We start from the raw sequence: 16,128 nt of genomic DNA on the forward strand, positions 1-16,128 counted from the left end.
ATCGAGAACCGTCGATCCAACGCTTGCGACAAGTTTAGCGACGTCGCTCGAAACAAACCGGTGTCGATGGGATACCCATGTACGCCAACCACGTTATGCTGGCATGCGCCTCGGTCACCGATCGCGTACGGAGAAGATCGGAACATGGCGGTTGCCAGCTATCTGAACGCGATAACGACTGCACTTCCCCCGCATGACGTTCACCGGGCCTTTATCGATTGGGCGACCGCGCAACTGACGAACGAGCGCGAGCGGGCGATCTTTGCGCGGATGGCCGACCGTGCCGGGATCGCCCACCGAATGAGCATCCTGCCCCCGTCCACGAGCGGCGGGACACAGACCGATCCGGGCGGATTCTACGGCGACGCCTGGCCCGGAACCGCCGAGCGGATGCGGCTCTATGCCGAACACGCGCCTGCGCTCGCCGCCGATGCCGCAAGAAAGCTGGGTCCGCTCGATCGCGTCACCCATCTGGTGCTCGCAAGTTGCACCGGCTTCGTCGCCCCCGGCATCGACCAGATTCTCGCACGCCAACTGGACCTGAGCGAAACCGTAGAGCGCACGCTGATCGGCTTCATGGGGTGTTACGCCGCGGTAACCGCGCTCAAGACCGCGCATCACATCGTCCGGTCCGAACCCGATTCGCGCGTGCTGGTGGTAACAGTCGAACTGAGCACGTTGCACCTCCAGCAATCGAGCGACCTCGAATCCCTGTTGGCGATGCTGCTGTTTGCAGACGGCGCGGCGGCGGCGCTGGTGACCAGCGAAGCGGTCGGACTGGAGATCGAAGCTCCCTTCGCGCTGGCCCTGCCCGACAGCAACGGGCTGATCACCTGGAACGTCGGCGACACCGGATTTGCGATGGGCCTGTCGGGCGAAGTGCCGGGGCGAATTTCGAGCGCGCTGGCGACCGAGGCCTTTCGGTCGCGGATCGGCGATCCGCAGGCGATCGACAGTTGGGCGGTCCATGCCGGCGGACGTTCGGTGCTCGACGCGGTTGAAAACGGGCTTGGCTTGCCCGCCCATGCGCTGAACGAATCGCGCGCGGTGCTGCGCAACCACGGCAATATGAGTTCATCGACCCTCATGTTTGCGCTCGAACGCATCCTGTCGGGTGATCCTGTCGGATCGGGCGTCGCGCTTGCCTTTGGCCCCGGTCTGGCGGTCGAGGGCTTTCGGTATTGCTCGCCATGACCGACCTGTCGGTCCGCGCGCTTGCCGAGGAGCAGATGGATGCGCCCGATCTGCCGCCCGCGACCTATGACGCGGTGCTGGCCGATCTGGCGCGGGTCAACCGGTGGACAATGGCGGCGCGACCGACGATCGGGTTTCTCGATCGGTTGGCGAGGCCGGGCGACCGCTTACGGATACTGGACGTGGGCTTCGGACAGGGCGACATGCTGCGACGGATCGCAGACTGGGGCGCGCGAAAGCGCCTCGCTCTCGATTTGGTCGGAATTGATCTCAACCCCCGTTCGGCCCCCGCTGCCGCGCGCGTTGCCACCTCGACGGCCATGAACATCGATTATCGCACCGGCGACTATGCCGATCTCGTCGGGGAAGATTGGGACGTGATCCTGTCCAGCCTGGTCGCGCACCACATGAGCCACCCGCAGTTGATCGCGTTCCTCCGCTTCATGGAGGCCCATGCCGCGCGCGGCTGGCTGATCAACGACCTGCACCGCCACCGCTTCGCCCATGCGGGCTATCCGCTACTCGCGCGCATCCTCGCCACTCACCGCATCGTGCGCGAAGACGGCACGCTGTCGATCGCCCGCGCCTATCGCCCCGCCGAATGGCCGCCGTTGCTGGCAGAAGCCGGGATAAAGGGCGCGCGAGTGGTCCGCCGTTTCCCCTTTCGCCTGTGTGTCGAGCGATGCCGCTGATCGTCGGCGGTGGTCCGGCGGGTGCCGCCGTCGCGATCACGCTGGCGCGCGGCGGAATGTCGCCGACGATCCTGGAACGCGGGACCGGCGACCACGACGCGCTGTGCGGCGGATTTTTGAGCTGGAACACATTGGGTCAGCTAAGCGAACTTGGCATCGAGTCCTCGGCCCTGGGCGGGCACCCGGTCGGTCGGCTGCACCTGTTCGCGGGCAGACGAAGCGCGCGGTTCGCGCTCCCCGCCCCCGGCATCGGTGTCTCGCGACGCACGCTCGACCGCCTGCTGCTCGAACGCGCGGTCGCATCCGGCGCGACGCTGAGGCGCGGGGTCGCGGTGCGGCGGATCGAGGGGCGGACGCTCCATCTGGCCGACGAAAGCGAGATCAGCGCCGCTCATATCATTCTGGCAACCGGCAAGCACGACCTGCGCGGCGCAGCTCGCCCCGTGGCAAGCGCCGACCCGGCGATGGGCCTGCGCTGGCGGTTTCCCGCTGGCGCGGCACTGGCCGAACGCATTGCAGGCGCGATCGAACTGCACCTGTTCGATCACGGCTATGCCGGGCTGGTGATGCAGGAGGGTGGGCACGCCAATCTGTGCCTCGCCATTCGTCGCAGCGCCTTCGTCGCTGCGGGCCAGCGCCCCGAAGCCGTGCTCGCCGAGTTGATCGCCCGCCAGCCCGCGCTTGCCGACCGCCTTTGCGGGATCGACCCCGGCGTGGCACAGGCGATCGCCAATGTCCCTTATGGCTGGCGCGCCACCGCCGCCGACACGCACGGCTTGTTTCGCGTGGGCGATCAGGCTGGCGTCATCCCCTCGCTGGCAGGGGAAGGTGTCGGCATCGCGCTCGCCAGCGGGATGGCGGCAGCGCGGGCGATCCTTGGCGGGCAGGAGGCGCGTGCGTTTCAGAACGAGTTGGCGGCGAGGCTCAAACAACCGATCGGCACAGCCTCTTTGCTATGGCGCGCCGCCGAACGACCTTTGATCGCGCGTGGAGCGTTGCCGATCCTGCAACGGCTGCCGGGCGCAATCGGTCGCGCCATGCGGCTGACAAGGGTGTGATACACCCGAACCAGTTACCGAACATGGGTCATTGTCGTACTCCTTCAGCCGCGATACGCACGCCCATGCGCTTTTTCCTCGCTCCGCTCGCACTGGCACTGACAGCCTGCGCCCCCTACGTCGGTCCAACGCCCCCATCGGCCACGTTGATGACGTGGGGCGACCTCACCGCGCGCGCCCGTCCAAAGGCGGATGCGACCATCGCCTATGGCGCGCACGAATATCAGAAGGTCGATGTCTGGCTGCCCCGCACGCAACCTCCGCACAAGACGGTGCTGATGGTGCATGGCGGCTGCTGGACCACCAGCATCGCCGACCGCACATTGATGGACTGGGCCGCCGCCGACCTGCGCGATGCGGGCTATGCGGTGTGGAACATCGATTATCGCGGGATCGATGTCGGTGGCGGTTATCCGGGAACATTTATCGATGCGGGCACGGCGGCGGACGCGATGCGGGTCCATGCCGAGCGGTTCGGGCTGGACACGCGCAAGGTCGTGGCGGTCGGCCATTCGGCGGGCGGGCATCTCGCCCTGTGGCTCGCCGCCCGACCGAACTTACCTGCCGACAGCCGCCTGCGATCGCCCGATCCGCTGCCCATCGCGCACGTCGTCAGTCTCGGCGGGCTGCCCGATCTGGAGCGCACCGCGAACACGCCCGACAATGGCTGCGGGGTGAAGGTGGTCGCCGATCTGGTGAAGGGCGCGAACCCGGTCGATCGTTACCGCGACACATCCGTCGCGCGGTTGCTGCCGATCGGGGTGCCGCAGGATCATGTCGCGGGGTTGCAGGACCGCATCATCCCGCTCGACCTCAAAACCGATTTCGTCGCCAAGGCAAAGGCGGCGGGTGACGACGCGACGCTCCACCGCATCGACCGCACCGGCCATGTCGAGCTGGTGTCGCCGGGCACGCCCGCTTGGACCAAGACGCGCGACCTGATCGCCAAGGCATTCGCCGAATGATGACCCTCGACCAGGCACGCACGCTCGACGCCGCCGATCCCTTCGCCGCGCACCGGGCGCGCTTCGCGATTCCCGACGGTGTGATCTATCTCGACGGCAATTCGCTGGGGGCGCTGCCGCGTGCCACCATCGACACCGCCCGCGAAACGGTCGAACATCAATGGGGCGAGCGGCTGATCCGCAGCTGGGGCGAAGGCTGGATGGACTCACCCGCGCGCATCGGCGCCAAGATCGCAGCCCTGATCGGCGCTCGGCCAGACGAGGTGATCGTCGCCGATTCGACCTCGACCAACCTCTTCAAGCTGATCGTCGCCGCACTCCGCCACGATCCCGCGCGGACGGTGGTGGTCAGCGAAACGGGCAATTTCCCGACCGATCTGCACATCGCGGAAGGAGCCGTGGCCTGCGTGCCCGGCGCGACGCTGAAGGCCGTGCCGCGCGACCAACTCGCCAACGCGATCGACGGCGACACCGCCCTCGTCCTCCTCACCCATGTCCACTACAAGACCGCCGAACGCTTCGACATGGCGGCGTGGACACAGGCAGCGCACGATGCGGGCGCGCTGATTTGCTGGGACCTGTCGCATTCGGCGGGAGCGGTTCCCGTCGATCTCGGCGACGCGGACTGCGCGGTCGGTTGCGGATACAAGTTCCTCAACGGCGGCCCCGGCGCGCCAGCCTATCTGATGGTGGCACAGCGGCATCAGGCGGCCTGGGCCAACCCGATCAGCGGCTGGATGGGCCACGCCGCACCTTTCGCCTTCACCGACGCGTACGAACCCGGCGCGGGGATGGAACGCTGGCGGACGGGCACGCCCCCGATGCTGTCGATGAACGCGCTGGAGGCCGGAATCGACGAGATGGCGGGCATCGACATGGCGGCGCTGTTCGCCAAGAGCGTCGCACTGTTCGACAGTCTCGCCGCGCAGGGCGACGCCATCGGCCTCGAATGCGTCACCCCGCGCGATCCTGCGAAGCGCGGCAGCCACATCGGTTTTCGCCACCCCCGTGCGCGCGCGATCGTCGACGCGCTGATCGAACGCGGCGTCATCGGCGATTTCCGCGATCCCGACATCATGCGCTTCGGCCTGACCCCGCTTTACCTCAGCCATGAAGACGTCGTACGCGCCGGACGGATCATCGCCGAAACCGTCGCCGATTTCCCGCGCGATTGATTGCGCGGGCAGCGCCGGTCCGATATAGGCGCGACCCATCTTTGATGCCCCGGCAAGCCACCGCGCCGCCGGGGCAATCGCTTTTGACGAAGGGCAAACCGCCGATGGCACGTCGCCGCCAGATCTACGAAGGCAAGGCCAAGATCCTGTACGAGGGCCCCGAACCCGGCACGCTGATTCAGTATTTCAAGGACGACGCCACCGCCTTCAACGCCCAGAAAAAGGGCACGATCAACGGCAAGGGCGTGCTCAACAACCGGATTTCCGAGCATATCTTCACGCTGCTCGGCCATATCGGCATCCCGACGCATTTCCTTCGCCGCCTCAACATGCGCGAACAGCTGATCCGTCAGGTCGAGATCGTGCCGATCGAGGTTGTCGTCCGTAACGTCGTCGCCGGTTCGCTGTCGAAGCGATTGGGGATCGAGGAAGGCCAGCAGCTTCCCCGCACGATCGTCGAATATTATTACAAGGACGATGCGCTGGGCGACCCGATGGTCACCGACGAGCATATCCTGGCGTTCGGATGGGCGCAGCAGGAAGAACTGCACGACATGGCCGACATGGCGATCCGCGTGAACGATTTCCTGTCGGGGCTGTTCGCCGGGATCGGCATCCGCCTGGTCGATTTCAAGCTCGAATTCGGGCGCATCTACGACAATGATTTCAGCCGGATTATCCTGGCCGACGAGATCAGCCCGGATGGCTGTCGGTTGTGGGACATGGCGAGCGGCGAAAAGCTCGACAAGGACCGGTTCCGCCGCGATCTGGGCGGTGAGGTCGAGGCCTATCAGGAAGTCGCGCGGCGGCTGGGGTTGCTGCCCGAGGGCGGCGACACCGCGGTGCTCGATCTGGAGACGCATCGGAAGAAGCGGGGGAAATAGTTCTCCCCGTCATTCCCGCGCAGGCGGAAATCCATATTCTCTGACAGGCGCGCTTCTTTCGAGACAGCAGCGGTTATGGATTCCCGCCTGCGCGGGAATGACGATGGATGTGGGCAGGCCAATCCCCCCACGCTATCCCCTTCCCCATGACCTACGACGCGATCGTCATCGGCGGCGGGCATAACGGCCTGGTCTGCGCCTTTTACCTCGCAAAGGCAGGCCTCAACACCTGCGTCCTCGAAGCGCGTCATATCGTCGGCGGCGCGGCCGTCACCGAAGCATTCGCCCCCGGTTTTCGCAATTCGACCGCCAGCTACACCGTCAGCTTGCTCCAGCCCAAAATCATCGTCGACATGGCGCTGCACGACCACGGGCTGCGCATGGTCCATCGTCCGGCCGCCAATTTCATGCCGCTGCCCGATGGCCGCCACCTGATCGCGCACAACGACACCGCCAAGACCCAGGCCGAGTTCGCCAAATTCTCGACGAAGGATGCCGACCGGCTGACCGCCTATGGCGAGGCGCTGGAGAAGATCGCCGATGTGCTGCGCGCTTTCGCCCTCAAGGCCCCGCCCCAACCGGGCGGCGGGGTCGCATCGCTTGTCGCCGCGCTGAGCCAAGGGCGCACCGCCGCGAAGCTGTCGCGCGAGGCGCAGCGCGACCTGCTCGAACTCTTCTCCAAAAGCGCCGCGGAGTTTCTCGACGGCTGGTTCGAAAGCGACCCGGTGCGCGCGCTGTTCGGGTTCGACGCGGTGGTCGGCAACCATGCCAGCCCCTACACGCCCGGCTCCGCCTATGTCCTTCTCCATCACGTCTTCGGCGAGGTGAACGGACGACGCGGCGCATGGGGCCACGCAATTGGCGGCATGGGCGCGCGCGGCCCGTGCTCGGCCATGCCGATTACCGCAGCCCCATCCCCGGCCTCTATCTGTGCGGATCGGGCACGCATCCCGGCGGCGGCGTCACCGGCGCGCCGGGGCATAATGCGGCGCGGGCGATCCTGCGCGACCGGTCGATGCTCGCGCGACTTGTCGGCAAGCGCCGCCGCGCCTAATCGCCAAACCCATGACCGACACGCCGCTCAAGCTCTACAATTCGCTCACTCGCCAGATCGAGGAATTCCGACCGATCAAGGGCAACGAGGCGCGCGTCTATACCTGCGGTCCCACCGTCTATAACTATCAGCATATCGGCAATATGCGCGCCTTTCTGTTCGCCGACACGCTGGGTCGCGTGCTGAAATGGAAGGGTTACAGCCTCCGCCACATCATCAACATCACCGATGTCGGTCACCTGACCAGCGACGCCGACGCGGGCGACGACAAGATGGAAAAGGCGGCACGCGCCGAACAGAAATCGATCTGGGACATCGCCGCGCATTACACTGCGGTGTTCAAGGCGGACATCGAACGGCTCAACATCACCCAGCCCGCCGAATGGACGGTCGCCACCGATTACGTCCCCCAGATGATCGAATTCGCCAAGCAGATCGCCGACAAACATTGCTACGAAATCGACAGCGGCCTCTATTTCGACAGCACCACCGTTCCCGATTACGGTCGCCTGGCGCGCGCGACGACCGGCGACGGCGAAAGTCGCATCGACCCGGTATCGGGCAAGCGCCACCCCCAGGACTTTGCGATCTGGCGCAAATCGCCGCCCGGCGAACAACGCCAGATGGAATGGGATTCACCCTGGGGCCGCGGCGCGCCCGGCTGGCACCTCGAATGCTCGGTCATGAGCCTGGAGCAACTCGGTCACCCCTTCGACATCCATACCGGCGGCATCGATCACCGTGAGGTGCATCACCCGAACGAGATTGCCCAGAATCAGGCGAAGCATCAGGCGCATTGCGGGTGCGACACCGCCGAGCCCGGCTTCACCGGCGCGCGCATCTGGATGCACAACAACTTCCTCGTCGATCGCGGCGGCAAGATGTCGAAGTCGGCCGGAGAGTTTCTGACGCTGCAAGTGCTGATCGATCGCGGCATCCACCCGCTGTCCTACCGTCTGATGTGCCTGAGCGCGCATTACCGCAGCGAATTGGAGTTTACGTGGGAGAATGTCGTCGCCGCACAGACGCGCTTGAAGCGGATCGTTCAGACAATCGAGAAACTTCGCGACGCTGCACCCAAAGGCAACGGCGATGCGGCAGCGTATCTGGAGCGCTTTGACGAAGCGATCAGCGACGATCTGAATAGCTCGCGCGCGCTGCCGGTGCTTGACGAACTGCTTGCGGACAAATCGATCGCGCCCGCCGGTCGCCTGACGGCGGTCGCGGCATTGAACAACGTTCTCGGCCTCGAACTCGCGACGATTACCCGCGCCGATTTGCGCGTCCGGCCCGCTACCGCATCCATCGACCCCTACGCCATCGAAGCCAAGCTGGTTGAGCGCAAGCAAGCCCGCGCGGCCAAGGACTTTGCCCGGTCCGACGCGATCCGAGACGAACTGACCGCCGCAGGGGTCGAGGTGATGGACGGCGACCCGCTCGGCTGGGACTGGAAGATCGCCTGATGCCTCCCCGGCACGAGAGGTGACAGCGCGAGCGACTGACGGAGGGGGCAAGCCGCGGAGCGCAACCTTCGTGGCCAACCCCCTCCACCATCCTTCGGATGGTCTCCCTCCCCGTGCCGAGGAGGAATTAGTTGCCCTTCGCAAACGACCGGTTACCCTGCCTCAATGAAAGCCGTGCTCCCCGCTCTCGCCCGCCCACTGCTCGAACCCAGGCTGCCGGATAATCTAAACATCCACTGGTTCGCGCATCGCGACGACGCGCTCGAACACATTCCCACCGCCGAGATCGGGTGGGTGGACATGCACCAGCCCGGCTGGACCAGCGAAGTCGCGGCGGCTGGCGCGAACCTGAAATGGCTGTCGACCATCTATGCCGGGGTCGACGCGTTCGACACCGAATTGCTCAAGGCGCGCGGCACGGTCCTGACCAACGGCGCGGGGATCAACGCCTATGCCGTCGCCGAATATGCCGTGCTCGGCATCCTTGCCGCCGCCAAACGCTATGACGAGGTCGTTCGAATGGCCGACCGCCGCGAATGGAGCATCACAGCGCCGGGACAGGTGGAACTGTTCGAGACCAGCGCACTGGTGATCGGCTATGGCTCGATCGGGCGGCTGATCGGCGAGCGGCTGGCGGCGTTCGGGGTCGAGGTCACCGGCGTAACCCGCTCGGGCCGCGACGGCACGCTGACTCCCGACCAGTGGCGCGCGCGGATCGGCGACTATGACTGGGTTGTCCTTGCTGCGCCTTCGACCGGCGACACCCATGCGCTGATCGGTGCCGCCGAACTCGCGGCGATGAAGCCGACCGCGTGGCTCATCAATGTCGCGCGCGGCGACATGGTCGATCAGCAAGCCTTGATCGAAGCGCTGGAGAAGCGCCGCATCGCCGGGGCGTTTCTCGACACCGTCACCCCCGAACCGTTGCCGCCCGAACACCCCTTGTGGATCGCACCCAACACCTTGCATTCGATGCACCTATCGGGCCGCAGCCAGACGCGGATGTTCCAGCGCGCCGCTGCACTGTTCCTCGACAATCTAGACGCGTTTCTGAACGGCCGACCGATGCGCAACGTCGTCGATCTTGATGCGGGCTATTGACGCGAACGGGGTAAGCGAGCGCATCGATCACGCCCGATAGCTTTTCTTTGCTTGCCTCGATTTACCCAATGGGGGTAAGCGATTGGCATGAGTACACTCGCAGGTTCCAAAATCCGCCGCTTTCGCGAAGAACGCGCCCTGTCCCGCGCAGCGTTCGGCGCGTGGTTCAACACGCCCGGATCGACGGTCCAGGGCTGGGAGGAAGAAGGCAAGCGCGCCAGTTCCGCCATCGCCAACCAGATCGCGGCCAACGGCATCGCCCACCATGCCGACTGGCATGTCAGCGCCCGCAATTCGGGGGACATGATGGACGACAGTTGGACCCCGGGCAGTTGGACCGGCGACGCGTTCGAGGCCCGCCAGCTTCCCGATTATCCTGATGCCGCCGCATTGACCCAGGCGACCGACACGCTCGCCAGCTTTCCGCCGCTGGTGTTCGCGGGCGAGGCGCGCAATCTTACCGCCGACCTCGCGCGCGTGTCCGAAGGCCGCGCCTTCCTGCTCCAGGGCGGCGACTGCGCGGAAAGTTTCGCCGAGTTCCACCCGAACAATATCCGCGACACGTTCCGCGTCATTCTTCAGATGGCGGTCGTCCTGACCTTCGCGTCCAAACTGCCGACGGTGAAACTCGGGCGCATGGCGGGCCAGTTCGCCAAGCCTCGTTCGGCGCCGATGGAGTCGATCGACGGGGTCGAACTCCCCAGCTATCGCGGCGATATCGTCAACGACATCGCCTTTACCCCTGAAGCCCGCATCCCCGACCCGCAGCGGCTGATCCGCGGTTACACCCAGTCGGCGGCGACGCTCAACCTGCTGCGCGCCTTTGCCAGCGGCGGATATGCGAACCTTCATCAGGTGCATCGCTGGACGCACGATTTCATGGGCCGCTCGCCCTGGTCCAAGAAATATGCCGACGTCGCCGACCGGATCGGCGAAGCGCTCGAGTTCATGGCCGCCTGCGGAATCGACGCCGACAGCGTGCCGCAGTTGAAGGCGACCGAATTCTACACCAGCCACGAGGCGCTGCTGCTCCCCTATGAGCAGGCGTTGACGCGCCAGGATTCGCTGACCGGCGACTGGTACGACACCAGCGCGCATTTCCTGTGGATCGGTGATCGCACGCGCTTCGAACGATCGGCGCATGTCGAATTCCTGCGCGGCATCGGCAATCCGATCGGCATGAAATGCGGCCCTTCGCTCGAACCCGACGCGCTGCTCCGCCTGCTCGACACGCTCAACCCGCAACGGATCGCGGGCCGGATGACGCTCATCACCCGCTATGGCCACGACAAGATCGAAAAGGGCCTGCCCGCTCTCATCCGCGCGGTGAAGCGCGAAGGCCATCCGGTGGTGTGGAGCTGCGACCCGATGCACGGCAACGTCATCAAGGCGGCGAACGGCTACAAGACGCGCCCCTTCGACCGCATCCTGGCGGAAGTCCGCGGCTTTTTCGCCGTCCACCGCGCGGAGGGCACGTTCGCGGGCGGCATCCATACCGAGATGACCGGCCAGAACGTCACCGAATGCACCGGCGGCGCGATCGACGTGACCGAACAGAGCCTGGCCGACCGCTATCACACGCATTGCGACCCACGACTGAACGCCGGGCAGAGCATCGAACTGGCATTTTTGCTCGCGGAAATGCTCAATCAGGAAATGGCGGAGCGCAGGAAGGCGGCGGCTTGACGCTCCCCCACCGCCCGCCTAGGGCCGCATTCCCGCTGCCCGACAGCGCGGCCCCTTCGTCTAGCGGTCAGGACGCGGCCCTCTCACGGCTGAAACACGGGTTCGATTCCCGTAGGGGTCACCAGGTCTGACGGGCGGTGAAAAAGCCGGAACCGCGCGCTTGCATGGCGATCGCTTCCGCCGCACATTCGCGGGCGATGCACTCAGATACTCCGATCGTCCAGCCCGATCGCGGCCAGCCCGCGCGCACCATTCACCTGACCGATCCGGCGCGTTTCGACGCATGGCTCGCCGCTCAACCAGCGCGCCACCGCGCGGCGGTTACGGCGCAGAAATTGAGGCCGAAAGGCTATTCTCATGCGATCCTTCCCGGCGATGCGGCGGAGGACTGGTCGGTCGTGTCCGTGGTCGCCGATGTCGCACAGCTCTCGCCTTGGTGCCTGGCCTATCTGGCAGAGATATTGCCCGAGGGCATCTATCGGCTGGCCGAAGGCGAACCGGGTCCGGCGATGCTCGGCTGGATGCTGGGTCAGTATCGGTTCGAGCGGTATCGCAAACCCGAAGCCCCGCAGGGTCCGCGTATCTTGTTGACGGGCGAAGCGTCGCGCATCGATGCGGTCGGCAATCTGGCCGATGCCACGATCCGGGTCCGCGATCTGGTCAACACCCCTGCTGCGGACATGGGGCCGGCGGAGCTGGAAGCCGAGGCGGAGGGGCTGGCCAAGGCGCATGACGCCCTGGTGACGGTGACGCGCGGCGGCGCGCTGGAAAGCGGCTATCCGATGATCCACGCGGTCGGCAGGGCGGCGGCCAAGGGGTATGAGCCGCGACTGATCGAACTCGAATGGGGCAACCCCGCGCACCCGCGCATCGCGATCGTCGGCAAGGGCGTCTGCTTCGACACCGGAGGCCTCGACATCAAGAATTCGGTCGCGATGCGACTGATGAAGAAGGACATGGGCGGGGCCGCGCATGCGCTGGCGCTTGCCCGCCTCGTGATGACGGAAAAGCTTCCCGTTCGCCTGCACCTGCTGATCCCGGCGGTCGAAAATGCGGTGTCCGGCGACGCGTTTCGTCCGGGCGATGTGCTCAGGACGCGTAAGGGGCTGTCGGTCGAGAACACCAACACCGATGCGGAAGGGCGGCTGGTGCTGGCCGATGCGCTGACCCGTGCAGGCGAGGAGGATCCCGACCTGATCCTCGATTTCGCGACGCTGACCGGCGCGGCGCGAGTCGCGCTCGGCCCCGATCTGCCGCCGCTATTCTCGAACGACCAGGCCTTTGCCGATGCGCTGATCGCGGCTGGAGAGGCGGAAGGCGACCCGGTGTGGCGGATGCCGTTATGGGATCCCTATGACGAGATGCTGAAATCGGACATCGCCGACATGGTCAACGCGCCCGACGGCAGCTTTGCCGGATCGATCACCGCCGCCCTGTTCCTGCGACGCTTCGTCCCGAAGGATACCGTCTGGGCGCATCTCGACGTGTTCGCATGGCGCCCGCTGTCGAAGCCCGGACGGCCAAAGGGGGGCGACGCGTTCGGCATTCGTGCGGCATGGGCAGCGCTGAAGGCGCGCTATCCCAGATAAGCCGGGCGCGTCGCCACCGTCAGTCTGCGGCGCTTTCGCCTGCGAATAATTTGCGCAATTCGCCTTTCAGGATCTTGCCGTTGGCGTTGCGCGGCAGCACGCTGTCGACGAAGCGGATCTGGACCGGCACCTTGAACCCGGCCAGATGCTTGCGGACCCAGTCCTGCAATTCCTGCTCGGTCGCCTTCTCACCAGGGGCCAGGTGAACGACCGCGGCGGGCTCCTCGCCCAGCACCCGATGGGGGATGCCCACCAATGCCGCGTCCGTCACGGCGGGATGCGCGTAGAGCACGCTTTCGACCTCGATCGAATAGATGTTCTCGCCACCGCGGATGATGATGTCCTTGGCGCGGTCGACGATGTAGCAGAATCCTTCTTCATCGAGGCGCGCGAGGTCGCCGGTGCGGACCCAGCCGTCGATAAAGGTTTCGGCGGTCGCTTCGGGCTTGTTCCAATAGCCTTTCACGACCATCGGGCCTTTCGCCCAGAGTTCGCCGACCTCGCCCACCGGTAACTCGGTGGCGCCATCGGGCGACATGATCTTCAGTTCGGCGACCGGAACGGGCGGGCCGCAACTGTCGGGGCGGTTCAGATAATCCTCGCCCTGATGACTGGTCACGGTCGCCATCGTCTCGGTCATGCCCCAGCCATTGCCGGGAAGCGCGCCGAATTCCTCATAGATGCGCCTGACCAGTTCGGGTGCGGACGGCGCGCCGCCATAAGCGATGCTTTCGAGCGAAGAGAGGTCGTAATTGGCGCGATCGGGATGTTCGAGCAACTGCCAAGCGATCGTCGGGACGCCGCCGGTGGCGTTGATCTTTTCGCGCTGGATCAGCTCCATCGCCTCGACCACGTCCCATTTGCGCATGAAGATGATGGTGCCGCCCGCGACCATATTCCCCATCAGGAACGCGCTCGACGCGGTGACATGGAACAGCGGGATGACGATCAGATTGATCTTGGGCTCGGGCATCGGGGGCGGGACTTCGCCGCGACGAAGCAGCGCGCGGGCTGCGCCGTAGCCCGTCGACATGATGTTCGAAAGGATGTTGCGGTGGGTGCCCAGCGCCCCCTTGGGCGCGCCGGTGGTGCCGCTGGTATAGAAGATCGTCGCATCGTCGTCGGGCGCGATCGCGACTTGCGGCAGGCCGACGTCCTCCAGCGAGGCCCAGCTTTCCGGCACGCCGATCACATCCTGCATCGACCGATGGCCCTCGGAGAGTTCGCCCTTGGGCCAGTTGACGACGACCTGCTTCAGATCGGGCAGGTTCGGATAATGCGGCTCGATCACCAGATGGCGGCGGCCATCGACGAACAGCATCTTCGCGCCTGAATCCTTCAGCCCATATTCAAGCTCGCGGCCTGTCCACCAGGCGTTCAGCGGCACGATGATCGCGCCGATCGCGGTCGCGGCGAAGAACACGACCGGCCATTCGTTGAAGTTGCGCATACACAACGCGACGCGGTCGCCCTTTTCGATGCCCTGTGCTTGCATCCAATGCGCCAGCGTCGCGGTCGCGCGGAAATTCGCTTCGTAGGTGACGCGATGGCCATTGAGGATCGTGAACTCGCGTTGCCCGTGCGTGCGGCTGAACATCAGGAGGTAGGGAAGCGCGGGCGGCAGATTCTTCCACACCTTCGTCCGAACGCCCCGAATCTCGACCTCGTCGATCTCGCATTTCTGGCCCGGCGCGGTCAGGATGCCCTGGACCTGTTGGAGCGACATTTTCGGCCAGGTGGGATCGAGGGCGACGAGCGGTTCGGTGGACACGGGGCTGGCTCTCCTGAAAACTTCGCTTCGATGTTCGGGTTTGGCATTTTTGCCGTTGCCGGGGAGGTTAGTGTTGATTCACCTCTCGCTCAAGGCAATAGAGTTTTGACGCGCACGTTCAACCGCGTTTGCGAAGATTCGAAATCGGGGTATGGTCGAGAGGATGTTGCAGCAAGCCCCCGCAGAAGCCGGATTCGATGCCGACCGCCTGACCGCGATCGATCGTTTCATCCAGTCGCGCTATCTTGATTCGGGCAAGCTGCCGCACGCGCAATTGCTGATCGCGCGCGAGGGGCGCATCGCGCATTTCGCCCATCTGGGGTCTGCGCGCGAGGATGGCGGCGAGGTGAGCGACCGCTCGCTGTTCCGCATCGCATCGATGACCAAGCCGATTACCAGCATCGCCTTCATGATGCTGGTCGAGGAGGCAAAAGTCGCGCTCGATACCCCGGTCCACCACATCCTGCCCGAATTGAAGGGCGTGGGCGTCTATAATGGCGGCGGCGCGGGGGTGCCCTTCGTGACCAGGCCGACCGCCGAGCCGATGCGGATGGTCGATCTGCTGCGGCACACCGCCGGGCTGACCTACAGCTTTCAGAATCGCAGCAATGTCGATGCCGCCTATCGCGAAGGCAGGATCGAGAATTGGCACGGCAATCTCGATCTCGACGGGTTCGTCGGCGCGCTGGGCCAGATCCCGCTGGAATTCTCGCCGGGCGAACAATGGAATTATTCCGTGGCGACCGACGTGCTGGGCGCGGTGATCGAACGGGTGTCGGGGATGACGCTGGATGCGTTCTTCGCGGCCCGGATTTTCGAGCCGCTCGGGATGCACGACACCTTCTTTCAGGTGCCTGCGGATAAGGTGGACCGCCTCGCCGATTGCTGGACGATGGCGCCGGGCAAGGGTCGGGTGATGTACGACCGGGGCGCCGACAGCGCGTGGTCGCGGCGTCCGAAATTGCTGTCGGGCGGCGGCGGGCTGGTGTCGAGTGCACTCGATTATCATCGTTTCTGTACGATGTGCCTGAACGGAGGCGAACTGGACGGGGTGCGGATCGTCGGGCGCAAGACGCTCGACCTGATGACGCAGAACCACCTGCCGGGCGGCAGCGACCTTGCCAGCATGTCGCAATCATTGTTCAGCGAGGCGACCAATGCGGGCGTCGGCTTCGGCCTGGGCTTTGCGGTGACGCAGGACGTGGCGAAGACGCTCGTCCCTGGCGGCGTCGGCGAATATTATTGGGGCGGGATGTTTTCGACCGCCTTCTTCATCGATCCGGTCGAGCGGCTGCACATGATCTTCATGACGCAGTTGAGCCCGTCGAACACCCATCCGATCCGCCGCGAGTTGAAGACGATGATCTATGCGGCACTGAAATGAATAAGCGGAGTAGAAACCCGTTCGTTTCGAGCGAAGTCGAGAAACGCTGACTAGCGCGGAGCAAGCGTTTCTCGACTTCGCTCGAAACGAACGGATCGAAATTTTAGGAGAG

At 65.2% G+C, this 16,128-nt stretch carries 12 protein-coding genes, 1 tRNA gene and 1 pseudogene; 13 read left to right on the plus strand and 1 reads right to left on the minus strand.

Going from position 1 to position 16,128, the window contains the following annotated elements; genetic code table 11:
* The first annotated feature begins 144 nt into the window (after nt 1-144).
* The 12 genes and pseudogenes from ACX0GZ_RS12270 to ACX0GZ_RS12325 all read left to right on the plus strand — a co-directional run bounded on the left by ACX0GZ_RS12270 (nt 145) and on the right by ACX0GZ_RS12325 (nt 12,861).
* A complete protein-coding gene (locus ACX0GZ_RS12270; protein ID WP_458816836.1) occupies nt 145-1,194 on the plus strand; it encodes a type III polyketide synthase in 1,050 nt (349 codons plus the stop codon).
* Nucleotides 1,191-1,886, plus strand: a complete 696-nt coding sequence (locus tag ACX0GZ_RS12275; protein ID WP_458816838.1) for a methyltransferase domain-containing protein — start codon at nt 1,191-1,193, stop codon at nt 1,884-1,886. The genes ACX0GZ_RS12270 and ACX0GZ_RS12275 overlap by 4 nt, the downstream gene beginning before the upstream one ends.
* A complete protein-coding gene (locus ACX0GZ_RS12280; RefSeq protein WP_458816840.1) occupies nt 1,877-2,944 on the plus strand; it encodes an NAD(P)/FAD-dependent oxidoreductase in 1,068 nt (355 codons plus the stop codon). The genes ACX0GZ_RS12275 and ACX0GZ_RS12280 overlap by 10 nt, the downstream gene beginning before the upstream one ends.
* Nucleotides 2,945-3,093: 149 nt before the next feature.
* Nucleotides 3,094-3,909, plus strand: a complete 816-nt coding sequence (locus tag ACX0GZ_RS12285) for an alpha/beta fold hydrolase (protein WP_458816842.1) — start codon at nt 3,094-3,096, stop codon at nt 3,907-3,909.
* Nucleotides 3,909-5,084 carry a kynureninase gene (kynU, locus tag ACX0GZ_RS12290; protein WP_458816930.1) on the plus strand — a complete coding sequence of 392 codons (1,176 nt, stop codon included), beginning with the start codon at nt 3,909-3,911 and terminating at the stop codon, nt 5,082-5,084. Before ACX0GZ_RS12285 ends, kynU begins: the two co-directional genes overlap by 1 nt.
* 104 nt (nt 5,085-5,188) lie before the next feature.
* Nucleotides 5,189-5,968, plus strand: coding sequence for a phosphoribosylaminoimidazolesuccinocarboxamide synthase (gene purC / locus ACX0GZ_RS12295; RefSeq protein WP_458816844.1), 780 nt, complete (start codon nt 5,189-5,191; stop codon nt 5,966-5,968).
* A 146-nt stretch (nt 5,969-6,114) separates the two neighbouring features.
* Nucleotides 6,115-6,843: pseudogene (locus tag ACX0GZ_RS12300) on the plus strand (phytoene desaturase family protein); the annotation flags it as partial.
* Between the two features lie 190 nt (nt 6,844-7,033).
* Nucleotides 7,034-8,485 carry a cysteine--tRNA ligase gene (cysS, locus tag ACX0GZ_RS12305; protein WP_458816846.1) on the plus strand — a complete coding sequence of 484 codons (1,452 nt, stop codon included), beginning with the start codon at nt 7,034-7,036 and terminating at the stop codon, nt 8,483-8,485.
* Nucleotides 8,486-8,650: 165 nt separating this feature from the next.
* Nucleotides 8,651-9,586, plus strand: a complete 936-nt coding sequence (locus tag ACX0GZ_RS12310; RefSeq protein ID WP_458816848.1) for a D-2-hydroxyacid dehydrogenase — start codon at nt 8,651-8,653, stop codon at nt 9,584-9,586.
* A gap of 87 nt (nt 9,587-9,673) precedes the next feature.
* On the plus strand, nt 9,674-11,272 hold the full coding sequence (locus ACX0GZ_RS12315; protein WP_458816850.1) for a class II 3-deoxy-7-phosphoheptulonate synthase: 1,599 nt from the start codon (nt 9,674-9,676) through the stop codon (nt 11,270-11,272).
* A 49-nt stretch (nt 11,273-11,321) separates the two neighbouring features.
* Nucleotides 11,322-11,396, plus strand: a tRNA-Glu gene (locus ACX0GZ_RS12320).
* A gap of 73 nt (nt 11,397-11,469) precedes the next feature.
* On the plus strand, nt 11,470-12,861 hold the full coding sequence (locus ACX0GZ_RS12325; RefSeq protein ID WP_458816852.1) for a leucyl aminopeptidase family protein: 1,392 nt from the start codon (nt 11,470-11,472) through the stop codon (nt 12,859-12,861).
* Between the two features lie 19 nt (nt 12,862-12,880).
* Here the strand turns inward: ACX0GZ_RS12325 and ACX0GZ_RS12330 are convergent, their stop codons facing one another.
* The gene (locus tag ACX0GZ_RS12330; protein ID WP_458816932.1) at nt 12,881-14,587 is read right to left on the minus strand and encodes a class I adenylate-forming enzyme family protein; all 1,707 of its coding nucleotides are present in this window, start codon (nt 14,585-14,587) and stop codon (nt 12,881-12,883) included.
* 208 nt (nt 14,588-14,795) lie between these two features.
* Between ACX0GZ_RS12330 and ACX0GZ_RS12335 the strand changes: the two genes are divergently transcribed.
* The gene (locus ACX0GZ_RS12335; protein WP_458816854.1) at nt 14,796-16,016 is read left to right on the plus strand and encodes a serine hydrolase domain-containing protein; all 1,221 of its coding nucleotides are present in this window, start codon (nt 14,796-14,798) and stop codon (nt 16,014-16,016) included.
* Nucleotides 16,017-16,128 lie beyond the last annotated feature (112 nt).

The organism is Sphingomonas aestuarii (assembly GCF_054457155.1).

Bases quoted from the DNA above. Each gene is read 5' to 3' on its own strand.
- ACX0GZ_RS12330 (WP_458816932.1), bottom strand. From the start codon at position 14,587: ATGTCGCTCCAACAGGTCCAGGGCATCCTGACCGCGCCGGGCCAGAAA.
- ACX0GZ_RS12270 (WP_458816836.1), top strand. From the start codon at position 145: ATGGCGGTTGCCAGCTATCTGAACGCGATAACGACTGCACTTCCCCCG.
- ACX0GZ_RS12335 (WP_458816854.1), top strand. From the start codon at position 14,796: ATGTTGCAGCAAGCCCCCGCAGAAGCCGGATTCGATGCCGACCGCCTG.
- ACX0GZ_RS12280 (WP_458816840.1), top strand. From the start codon at position 1,877: ATGCCGCTGATCGTCGGCGGTGGTCCGGCGGGTGCCGCCGTCGCGATC.
- ACX0GZ_RS12285 (WP_458816842.1), top strand. From the start codon at position 3,094: ATGACGTGGGGCGACCTCACCGCGCGCGCCCGTCCAAAGGCGGATGCG.
- kynU (WP_458816930.1), top strand. From the start codon at position 3,909: ATGACCCTCGACCAGGCACGCACGCTCGACGCCGCCGATCCCTTCGCC.
- cysS (WP_458816846.1), top strand. From the start codon at position 7,034: ATGACCGACACGCCGCTCAAGCTCTACAATTCGCTCACTCGCCAGATC.
- ACX0GZ_RS12310 (WP_458816848.1), top strand. From the start codon at position 8,651: ATGAAAGCCGTGCTCCCCGCTCTCGCCCGCCCACTGCTCGAACCCAGG.
- ACX0GZ_RS12275 (WP_458816838.1), top strand. From the start codon at position 1,191: ATGACCGACCTGTCGGTCCGCGCGCTTGCCGAGGAGCAGATGGATGCG.
- ACX0GZ_RS12325 (WP_458816852.1), top strand. From the start codon at position 11,470: ATGCACTCAGATACTCCGATCGTCCAGCCCGATCGCGGCCAGCCCGCG.
- ACX0GZ_RS12315 (WP_458816850.1), top strand. From the start codon at position 9,674: ATGAGTACACTCGCAGGTTCCAAAATCCGCCGCTTTCGCGAAGAACGC.
- purC (WP_458816844.1), top strand. From the start codon at position 5,189: ATGGCACGTCGCCGCCAGATCTACGAAGGCAAGGCCAAGATCCTGTAC.